Below are 9,728 nucleotides of genomic sequence, written 5' to 3'. Positions count from 1 at the left end.
TTTTTGGCGGTGTCGGTGCGGACGGTTGCTGGTTGGTAGTTTCTCGGGACACCCCGGGCGCCGGACGGGGCCGCCACTACCGTTGCCTTCAGCGCGAAAGGGAGGAGGTGGTCAGCGCAGCAGGCGGGCGGCGTCCAGCAGGATCATCGGTTGCTGGCCGACGCGGGCGATGCCGCGGAACAGCTCGTTGGATATCTGGCAGATGCGCGCGGTGTCTGGCGGCTCGATCTGCGAATCGTTGAGGTTGGCGACGTCTTCCACCGCCGACACGCGCAGGCCGAGGGTCTCGCCATTCTCTTCCAGTACGACGATGCGGGTCTGCGAGTCTTCCGGTGCGCTGTGCACGTCGAGATGACGGCACAGGTCCATCACCGGTACCACCTGGCCGCGCAGGTTCATGATGCCGAGCATGGCCGGGCCGGTGCCGCGCAGTGCCAGCAGCGGTACCGGCAGGACGACTTCCTGCACCTTCAGCAGCTCCAATGCATACGTTTGTTGGCCACAACGCAGACGCAGCCAGCGCGAGCTGCGCTCGGCGGCGCGGCGTTGCTGCGGACTGCTCGCTGGCCGCTGTGCCTGCGCTTGCAGTTCCTGCCAGGTGCTGGGGCGTGCATCCGACGAAGGCTCTGCCAGGGCGCGGACGCTCGGAGTGCTGCGCGGCGCCGGGACCGGGCTTGCCGGCAAACCTGCGGCGGTCTCAAACGCAGCCTGCAAGCTGGCGCTGTCGCTATGGGCGAGCTTGCGGCTTTCGGCCGGGCCGGTTTCGTAGATCACTTCATCCGGCAGGTCATCCCAGGTAGGAGGACGACCGGCATTGGCGGCGCTGGTGGCCGCCATTGCGTCGTCGAACGCGGCCTGCAAGGCTGCGGTATCGCCGGACGCAATGCTTGCCGGAGCAGGTGCCGGGGCGGCTGAAGGCCTGGCTTGCGCTTCGGCCAGTGCGGCTTCGAACACTGCCTCAAGTTCAGCGCTGTCGCCCGGCACTTCGATCGCCGCCGCTTTGGCAGGCGTTGCGGGTGCGGGGGCCACCGCTGTGGGCACTGCCTCCAGCAGCAGTTCGCCCAGATAGTCGTCGAGTACGTCGCTGCTCATGCGGCGCGCTCCAACTGCGCGGCTTCGTTGAGCAGCAGCCATTCAAGGGCGTGCCGGTAAGCGGCCATGCCGCGCCCTGGGTAATCGTCGCCGAGCACCGGCACGGTCAGGGCAGCGGGATTGCAGATGCGGGTGTCGACCGGAATGGCGTCTTCCCAGACACGCTCGCCGTGACGATCCTGCATCAGTTTCAGGGTTTCATTGCCGGCGCGGGTGCGGCGGTCGAACAGCGTCGGCAGCACGGAGATCGGCAGGGGGCGCTTGCGCGAGCGCTCGACCATCTCACCAGTACGGACCATGCCGTCCAGGCCGTGCAGGGCCAGCGGCTCGGCCTGGGTCGGGATGATAAGGCGGTCGGCGGCGGCCAGTGCATTGATCATCAACAAGCCCAGCGTCGGTGCGCAATCCAGCAGGATGTAATCGTGCTGCTCGCCGTGCCGAGCGAGCGCCTGCTGCAGGGCAAGGCCCAGACCAGGCTGGTTGGCGCTGCGACGTTCCAGCGTGGCCAGCGAGGCCTGCGCGCACAGATAGTCCAACCCGGGAATATCACTGTGGCGGGCGAGCGCAGCAATCTCATGTGGTGGCGTGGCGAACAGTTCCTGCACGCCCTGCGGCACCGGCTCAACCGGTACGCCGAAGGCGCGGGTCAGCGAGGAGTGGGGGTCCAGGTCGATCAGCAGCACCTTGTGCCCGCGAGCGGCCAGGCCGCGGCCCAGCGACAAAGTGGTGGTGGTTTTGCCGACGCCGCCTTTTTGGTTGGCTATGGCCCAGATGCGCATCATTGGACTCCTTCGATGACCGCCGGTACCGCGCTGCGAATGGCACCTGCGGCAGAGGTGCCGCCGTTGTCGTCCTCATCGCTGGTACTGGCTGTGGTGTTACCGGCAGCCGGCAGATCGGCTGCCGCTGCCGAATCGGCGAGGATGATCACCATCACCCGCCGGTTGCGGTTGCGCCCTTCGGGCGCATCGTTGCTTTCGCGTGGACGGAACTGGCCGTAACCGACCATCGCCAGTCGTTGCGGCTGCACGCCATGGTCGGCGAACAGGTGCACCACGCTGGCGGCACGTGCGGCCGACAGTTCCCAGTTGGATGGGAACTGCGCGGTGGCGATCGGCAGATTGTCGGTGTGACCTTCGACGCGCACGCCGTTGGGCGCATCGAGCAGAACATCGGCCAGGGTGCCGAGCGTGTTGCGAGCGCTGGCGTCCAGGGCTGCCGAACCAGTGGTGAAGAGGATGTCGCTGTTGATCTCGACCTCGATCCACAGCTCGGTGCGACGCACGGTGATGACGCCCTGCTTGACCAGCGGCGCCAGCGACTGGCTGAGGCGGTCGGCGATCTGGTTGAGCTGGCGCTCGGCGCGCTGCAGCTGTTCCTGATTGTGTGCCGACACAGGCATGCGCATATGCGATGCCATCGACGGCAACTGGGTTGGGTCTGCCAGTGCGCCACCAGTCATGCTAGGTGCACTGATTACCGAGGGCGAGTCGTAGCCGCCGCCCTGCAACTGCTTGTTGCCCACCTGCACCTGGCTGATGGTGCGCGGCGCGCCGCCAAAGGCGGTGGTCAAGGCGTCGGCCATGACCCGATACTTTCCTTCGTTCAAGGATGAGATGGCGTACATCACCACGAAGAAGGCGAGCAGCAGCGTCATCAGGTCGGCATAGGGGATGGCCCATGCTTCGTGGTTGGCGTGCTCTTCGTGGTGCTTGCGACGGGCCATGATTCAGTTCACGAAGCCAGCCAGGCTGTTCTCGATATTGCGCGGGTTCTCGCCCTGGGCAATGGCGATCAGGCCTTCGATGATCATTTCACGCTCACGGCAACTGCTGGCGATCACGCCCTTGAGCTTGGCCGACACAGGCAGGAACAGCAGGTTGGCCGAGGCGATGCCATAGATGGTCGCGGTGAACGCGGCAGCGATGCCGTGGCCGAGTTTGCTCGGGTCGGCCAGGTTTTTCATGACCGCGATCAGGCCAAGCACGGCGCCGATGATGCCCAGGGTTGGGGCATAGATGCCCATACCTTCGAATACCTTGGTGGCGGCCAGATCCTGTTGCTCCTGACTGCCGAGTTCGATTTCCAGCATGTGGCGGATGGTGTCCGGCTCGACGCCATCGACCACCAGCTGCAGGCCCTTGCGGATGAACGGATCGTCCTGCAGCTCGACCTGCGGTTCCAGGCCGAGCAGGCCCTGACGGCGGGCGATATTGCTCCAGTCCACGATCTGCTGGACCAGCGCGCGACGGTCGCTGGCAGGTGGGCGGATCACCCAACGCACGATCTTGAAGGCGTGCTTGAACACGGCCGGCGAGGTGTGCAGCAGGATTGCTGCCAGGGTGCCGACGATGACGATCACAAACGCAGCAGGTGACCACAGCGAGGACAGGCCGGCGCCCTTGAGGATACTGCCGCCCACCAGGGAGGCGAGGGCGAGGAAGAGTCCAATGATGCTGAGTCGGTCCATGGTGCGTATATCGGCCTCGTTGTAGCGGTCTTGAATCAATGAGCGGTGCAGCTGTTGTTGCTGTAGCTGTTGTTAGCCCCTCTCCCGCCTGCGGGAGAGGGGTTGGGGTGAGGGCAGCTCTGGCTTTGAAAGCTGGAAGCACCCCTCACCCGCCCCGTCTTCGCGGGGCCGCCCTCTCCCGCAGGCGGGAGAGGGGACTAGCAGGATCGCGAGATTGCAGGCGGCTTGCGTCTGCATTGCTTACCCCTGCACTCCACGCAGCCCATCCACATCCAGAATCAGTGCCATGCGCCCATCGCCAATCAGAGTCGCGCCGGCATAGCCGTTCAAGCCGCGCAGTGCACGTGGCAACGGTTTGATCACCACTTCCTCGCGGCCGCGTACCTGGTCCACCACCAGCCCGAAGCGGGCTTCGCCCATCTGCAGCACGACGATGGTCAGCAGCGTCGACGGTGCCGGGGTGATGCCCAGCCATTGACGCAGGTCCAGCAGGGCCAAGGTGTGGGATTTGCGGTCCAGCACCGCGCGACCATCAAACCAACCCAGCGAGGTGGCCGGTGCGTGCAGCACCTCCATCACGCGGGCCAAAGGCAGGGCGTAGACGTCCTCGCCAGCTTGCACCAGCAGGGTCGGCAGGATCGCCAGGGTCAGCGGTACGCGGATCAGGAAGCGGCTGCCACGGCCCAGCTCGGACTGGATCTGGATCTGGCCGCTGAGCTCGCGGATACGCGACTGCACCACGTCCATGCCGACGCCGCGGCCGGAAATATCGGTGACTTCCTGCTTGGTCGAGAAACCGGGCAGGAATACCAGGTGCAGGCACTCTTCGCTGCTCAGGCGGGCGGCGGCTTCCGGGTCGAGCAGGCCCTTGTCGCGGGCCTTGGCGCGCAGGCGCTCCGGGTCGATGCCGGCGCCATCGTCCTGCACTTCGATGCTGACGTAGTCGCCTTCCTGCTGTGCGGACAGGCGCACCCGGCCCATGCGCGGCTTGCCTTGGGCTTCGCGCAGTTCCGGCGATTCGACGCCATGATCAATGGCGTTGCGCACCAGGTGCACCAGCGGGTCGGCCAGTGCTTCGACCAGGTTGCGGTCCAGTTCGGTATCGGCGCCGATCAACTCCAGATCGACTTCCTTCTGCAGTGAGCGGGCAACGTCGCGGGCAACCTTGGGGAAGCGCGAGAACACCTTGCCGACCGGCTGCATGCGGGTGCGCATCACCGCCGATTGCAGGCGCGCGGTGGCGATGTCCAGGGTGGAGACTGCACGGTCGAGCTCTTCGTCCTTGAGGCGCATGCGCAAGGTCTTGAGCCGGTTGCGGGCCAGCACCAGTTCGCCGATCAGGTTGACGATGGCATCCAGCCGCTTGGTGTCCACGCGCACGGTGTGCTCGGGCTCGGCAGCCTTCGCGGCGCCTGGTTTGGCTGCGCCTGCTGCAGGGCGAGCGGGTGCGGCGGGTGCCGCGGCCGGCTTGGGCTTGGGCGCAGCAGGAATCGCCTGCACAGCGACAGCGCCAGGAGCAGCACCGCCATGCAGCTTGTCCAGCAAGGCTTCGAACTCGTCTTCGTCGATCAGGTCGTCGCCGGGCTTTGCCGCAGCGATCGGCTGGGCACCGGGCGTACCGCTGCCATGCAGTTCGTTGAGCAGGGCTTCGAACTCGTCTTCGCTGATCAGGTCGCTGTCACCCGCCGGCGCAGCGACCGGCTGCGCGGCTGCGATGACTGGCGCGGCGCCAACATCGAACTGCGCGATCAGTGCAGCAGGTGCATGCTCCGGTTCGGTGCCCGAAGACACGGCGTCGAGCATGGCCTGCAGCCAATCCAGCGACTGCTGGGCGGCGTCGAAATGATGCGCCAGCAGTTCGGCCTTGCCGGCCCGCGCCATGCCCAGGGTTTCCTCGGCGGCGTGGCACAACTCCACCATCGGGTGGATCGCCAGAAAACCGGCGCCACCTTTCAGTGTGTGGAAACCACGGAATACGGCGTTGAGCTGGTCGCTGTCGTGCGGTGCCTGCTCCAGCGTCACCAGCTGCTCGCCGAGGCGATCCAGGATTTCCTGCGCTTCGAGGATGAAGTCGGCGGCGATGTCGTCGGCAAAAGCGCTCATGGCTTACAGCCCCAGGTCCGAGAGCAGGTCGTCTGCGTCCACCTGTGACACGGCATGGCGGTCCAGGCCATTGACGGCGGGGCCAGCCAGGCCCTGGTTGCGGGCTTCTTCTTCCGGCGGCGGCAGGCCGAGCGCGCCAAAACCTTCATGCACGCGACGGACGATGCCGACGACGCGGCGGATGATCTGTCCGGTCAGGTCCTGGTAGCTCTGGGTCAGGGCTACTTCGGTGAGGTTGTGGCGGATGCGTTCGAGGATTTCGCCCTGTTCGGCATTCAGCCCGTCCGCACGCAAGCGCTCGGTCAGCGCGCGGCATTCTTCGGCCAGATCGAGCGTGCGATGGGTGGCCTGCTCGGTCATCTGCACCACGTGGTCCAGGCGCGCGCAGGCATCATCCAGCTCACCCGCTTCGCTGGGCACGCTGGGTAGTTCGCCCAGCGCCTGGCCCAGTTCGCGTGCAAGCCGGCCCAGTCCGGACATCATCGGCTGCGTGCGCAGGGCGGCGAGTGCGTCGATTTCCCGGCGCCAGCCAGCCTCATCGCCACTCTCCAATGCTGCCAGTGCGTCCTGCAGGCGCTGCACAAGGGCCGATTTGTCGCTCAATGCTTCCCCGGGCTGGTTCATCAGGCGCTCGCTGCCAGGCGTTCGAAGATCTTGCCGAGCTTCTCTTCCAGCGTCTGCGCGGTGAACGGCTTGATGATGTAGCCGTTCACGCCGCTCTGTGCGGCCTCGATGATCTGCTCGCGCTTGGCCTCGGCGGTAACCATCAGTACCGGCAAGGTCTTGAGCTTGGCATCGTTGCGGATGGCCTTGAGCAGCTCGATGCCGGTCATCACCGGCATGTTCCAGTCGGTGACGACGAAATCGAACGACTGCGTCTGCAGCATCGACAGCGCGGCATGCCCGTCCTCGGCTTCGGCGGTATTGGTGAAGCCCAGATCGCCGAGCAGGTTCTTGACGATGCGACGCATCGTCGAGAAGTCGTCAACGATCAGGATGCGCATGTTCTTGTTCAAAAGGCTTTCCTCTTCATGGTTCTTCGAGCCCGGCGTCGGCCGCCTCGAAAATCTTCAGTCGGCTACGCAGGCGCAGCGTGGCCTGACCGTGGATCTGACAGACGCGGGATTCGCTGACGCCCAATACCGCGCCGATTTCTTTCAGGTTCAATTCCTGCTCGTAGTACAGCGACAGCACCAGTTGCTCGCGCTCGGGCAATTGGCCGATGGCCTTGCCGAGCTCGGCGCCGAACTGGCTGCGCTCCAGCACCTGCTGCGGGTTGGGGCCGCCGGTGCTGGGGGTGTCCAGCTCACCCTGGTCTTCGATGCGTGATTCCAGGCTCAAGACCTGGCCACGCGAGGCGTCTTCGACCAAGCGCATGTATTCGGGCAGCGGCAGCTCCATCGCTTCGGCCACTTCACTGGCGCTGGCCGCACGGCCGCTGCTCTGCTCAAGGCGGCGGATGGTGGCAGCGGCATCGCGGGCGCGGCGGTGCACCGAGCGCGGCACCCAGTCGCCACGGCGGATCTCGTCGATCATCGAGCCGCGGATGCGGATCGATGCGTAGGTTTCAAACGAAGCGCCCTGTTCGGCGTCATAGCTGCGCGAGGCCTCGATCAGGCCCATCATGCCGGCCTGGATCAGGTCATCGACCTCGACGCTGGCGGGCAGGCGCGCGGCCAGGTGGTGGGCGATGCGGCGTACCAGGTCGGCGTGGCGGGCAATGCAGTCATTGGCCGCGTTGCGCTGGACCTCACGGTATTGGGCGGCTGCATTGTTCATGCCTTCACCTTCTGCTGGATGATGCGTTCCAGGAAGAACTCAACGCCGCCGCGCGGGGCGGTTGGGGCTTGCCAGCGCGCGGTGCGGCGGGCGATTTCGTTGATGGCCAGCGAGGCCGGCGCGGAAGGGTAGAGCTTGACCACCGGCTGCTGGCGTTGCACCGACAGGCGCAGCCAGTCGTCCTGCGGCACGCAGCCCAGGTAGTTCAGGGAGACATCGATCAGGAACTTCTCGCAGACCCGCACCAGCTTTTCGTACAGGGCGCGGCCTTCGTTCGGGTCGCGCACCATGTTGGCGACGACCTGGATGCGATCCACGCCGCGCTCGCGCGAGAGCACCTTGATCAGTGCGTAGGCATCGGTGATCGAGGCCGGTTCGTCGCAGACCACCACCACGGTGTCCTGGGCGGCCTGGCAGAAGGTCAGTACGCTGTCGGTGATGCCGGCGGCGGTGTCGATGATCATCACATCGAGCTCGCGTTCCAGCTCGGAGAACACATTGACCAGGCCAACGTGCTCGGCAGGCTGCAGCTCAGCCATGTGTCGGCGGCCCGAGGCGGCGGGCACGACCAGCACGCCGTTCGGGCCTTCGATGATGACTTCTTCCAGCGTGGCGCGGCCGGCGACCAGATCGGCCAGGGTGTGCTTGGGCTGCAGGCCGAGCACCACGTCGATGTTGGCCAGGCCCAGGTCGGCGTCGAGCAGCAGGGTACGTTTGCCCATGCCTGCCAGTGCCACGGCCAGATTGGCCGAGACATTGGTTTTACCTACACCACCCTTGCCGCCAGTGACCGCGATGGTGCGTACCGGGCCGGCGGGTTCGTGCCGGGTTGCCGACAGCGGGAAGGTGTTGGTCAGCTTGGCGTACTCACGCGACTGCATTGTTCAACTCCGTGTTGCAGGGCATATCGGCCGCGCGGCGCAAATCTTCAAGGCGGAGTACAAGATTTGCGGCAGAGGCCCGATAAAGGTCTTCCGGGACGTCCTGGCCGTCGGTCACCCAGGTGATCGGCAGGCGGTGATCGACCGCCACCGACAGGGCAGAACCGAAGCGGCCGGTCTCGTCCAGCTTGGTCAGCACCACGCCCTGCGGGTTGGCGGCGCTGAAGCGGCGCACCACTTCGTCCATGTCCTGGAAGGCGGTATTGGCCGGCAGCACCAGCAGGGTGCGGATCTGGCCGGCGGCGCGCAGCCACTGCAGCTGGGCGGTGAGGGCGCGGTCGCGCTGGCCCAGGCCGGCGGTGTCGATCAGCACCAGTTTGTAGTCGGCCAGCTTCTGCAGCAGCTGATTGAGGTCGGTGCCGCTATTGGCCTCGTGCACGGCGATGCCGAGCTGGCGGCCGAAGCCGTACAACTGCTCGCGGGCGCCGATGCGCTGGGTATCGGTGGTGACCAGGGCCACGTCGCGGGCGGCATGGGCTTCGGCGAAACGGGAGGCCAGCTTGGCGATGGTGGTGGTCTTGCCGGCGCCGGTGGGGCCGACCAGGGCGATCACGCCGCCGGTTTCCATCGGGTCGACCGGGGCGATCGGCAGCTTCTTGGAGATCAGCCCCAGCATCAGGCCGCGGGCGCGGCTGGGGTCGATGTCGGCCGGGATCTGGGTGGCGACGTCGCGGGCCAGGCCGGCGTCGAAACCGTATTCGTCCATCAGGTCGAGTGCATTGGCGCGCACCGCGCTGCCGCGCAGGCGCTCATCGGTGAAGCGGTTCATCTCGCGCTCGATCAGGTGGCGCATGCCGGCCACTTCCTGGCGCAGCTGGCTGAGCTGCTCGTCGTCGCGGGCGATGATCACCGGGCCGGTGGTGATCGGGTTGACCGGGGCAGTGCTGGCGACCGCTGCTGGTGCGGTGGTTTCGATGGTGATGACCGGGGCTTCAGCTGATGGCGGCGCTGCGAACGCAGCGATTGGTGCAGCGATCTGCTCGATTGCAGGTGCCACAGCGGCAACGGCGAGGACCGGCACAGCAGGAATTGCAGGGATCGCCACAGCGGCAGCCGGTTGCAGCGGGGCCAGCTCCGGCTCAGGCATCGGCGGATCGATGACGAAGCGTGCGCGCTCGATCGAAGCAGGTGGCTCGATGGTGACGGCGGCGATGGCGTCGGCGAAGCTGGCTTGCTGGGTGACAGCGGGTACGGTTGCGAGCGGCGCGACCGCAGCGGTGCTGCCGGCCGGCCGGAACGCCGGCACGATCGGCTGTTCGTCGGCGCTGGCCGGCTGGGTGGCAAACAAGCTCTGCGGGGCCGGCGCGCGGGGGGCGACCGGTTCAACCTCGGCCGACTTGAGC

General features: G+C 66.4%; 10 protein-coding genes. All 10 read right to left on the bottom strand.

Annotated elements, in window-relative coordinates; all coding sequences use genetic code 11:
* Window positions 1–111: 111 nt before the first annotated feature.
* The gene (locus ACVOMF_RS19195) at window positions 112–1,092 is read right to left on the bottom strand and encodes a chemotaxis protein CheW (protein WP_481510682.1); all 981 of its coding nucleotides are present in this window, start codon (window positions 1,090–1,092) and stop codon (window positions 112–114) included.
* Window positions 1,089–1,871, bottom strand: a complete 783-nt coding sequence (locus ACVOMF_RS19190) for a ParA family protein (RefSeq protein ID WP_481510681.1) — start codon at window positions 1,869–1,871, stop codon at window positions 1,089–1,091. Before ACVOMF_RS19190 ends, ACVOMF_RS19195 begins: the two co-directional genes overlap by 4 nt.
* Complete coding sequence (motD, locus tag ACVOMF_RS19185) at window positions 1,871–2,821, bottom strand: flagellar motor protein MotD (RefSeq protein ID WP_481510683.1); 951 nt, start codon at window positions 2,819–2,821, stop codon at window positions 1,871–1,873. The genes ACVOMF_RS19190 and motD overlap by 1 nt, the downstream gene beginning before the upstream one ends.
* The gene (locus tag ACVOMF_RS19180) at window positions 2,822–3,562 is read right to left on the bottom strand and encodes a flagellar motor protein (protein WP_296250550.1); all 741 of its coding nucleotides are present in this window, start codon (window positions 3,560–3,562) and stop codon (window positions 2,822–2,824) included. It abuts the gene before it with no gap.
* Window positions 3,563–3,802: 240 nt separating this feature from the next.
* Window positions 3,803–5,665 (bottom strand): chemotaxis protein CheA, encoded by a 1,863-nt coding sequence (locus ACVOMF_RS19175; protein WP_481510680.1) that lies wholly within the window; start codon window positions 5,663–5,665, stop codon window positions 3,803–3,805.
* Between the two features lie 3 nt (window positions 5,666–5,668).
* A complete protein-coding gene (locus ACVOMF_RS19170; RefSeq protein ID WP_282271265.1) occupies window positions 5,669–6,289 on the bottom strand; it encodes a protein phosphatase CheZ in 621 nt (206 codons plus the stop codon).
* Window positions 6,289–6,681, bottom strand: a complete 393-nt coding sequence (gene cheY, locus ACVOMF_RS19165) for a chemotaxis response regulator CheY (protein WP_282271267.1) — start codon at window positions 6,679–6,681, stop codon at window positions 6,289–6,291. The genes ACVOMF_RS19170 and cheY overlap by 1 nt, the downstream gene beginning before the upstream one ends.
* A 13-nt stretch (window positions 6,682–6,694) precedes the next feature.
* Window positions 6,695–7,444 (bottom strand): RNA polymerase sigma factor FliA, encoded by a 750-nt coding sequence (locus ACVOMF_RS19160; protein WP_481510679.1) that lies wholly within the window; start codon window positions 7,442–7,444, stop codon window positions 6,695–6,697.
* Window positions 7,441–8,325, bottom strand: a complete 885-nt coding sequence (locus ACVOMF_RS19155; RefSeq protein ID WP_282271271.1) for a MinD/ParA family ATP-binding protein — start codon at window positions 8,323–8,325, stop codon at window positions 7,441–7,443. The genes ACVOMF_RS19160 and ACVOMF_RS19155 overlap by 4 nt, the downstream gene beginning before the upstream one ends.
* Window positions 8,312–9,728 (bottom strand): AAA family ATPase (locus tag ACVOMF_RS19150; protein WP_481510678.1); only part of this gene is annotated, 1,417 nt, incomplete at its 5' end. The genes ACVOMF_RS19155 and ACVOMF_RS19150, both read right to left, overlap by 14 nt.

The sequence above is a fragment of the Stenotrophomonas sp. STEN022 genome (genome assembly GCF_056760155.1).
Note: the sequence above shows the minus strand (reverse complement) of the source record. Positions and strands in the feature narration are given on the sequence as shown.

Excerpts from the sequence above, each read along its gene's own strand:
- ACVOMF_RS19195 (WP_481510682.1), bottom strand. The coding sequence starts at position 1,092 with ATGAGCAGCGACGTACTCGACGACTATCTGGGCGAACTGCTGCTGGAG.
- ACVOMF_RS19170 (WP_282271265.1), bottom strand. The coding sequence starts at position 6,289 with ATGAACCAGCCCGGGGAAGCATTGAGCGACAAATCGGCCCTTGTGCAG.
- ACVOMF_RS19155 (WP_282271271.1), bottom strand. The coding sequence starts at position 8,325 with ATGCAGTCGCGTGAGTACGCCAAGCTGACCAACACCTTCCCGCTGTCG.
- ACVOMF_RS19160 (WP_481510679.1), bottom strand. The coding sequence starts at position 7,444 with ATGAACAATGCAGCCGCCCAATACCGTGAGGTCCAGCGCAACGCGGCC.
- ACVOMF_RS19175 (WP_481510680.1), bottom strand. The coding sequence starts at position 5,665 with ATGAGCGCTTTTGCCGACGACATCGCCGCCGACTTCATCCTCGAAGCG.
- ACVOMF_RS19190 (WP_481510681.1), bottom strand. The coding sequence starts at position 1,871 with ATGCGCATCTGGGCCATAGCCAACCAAAAAGGCGGCGTCGGCAAAACC.
- ACVOMF_RS19180 (WP_296250550.1), bottom strand. The coding sequence starts at position 3,562 with ATGGACCGACTCAGCATCATTGGACTCTTCCTCGCCCTCGCCTCCCTG.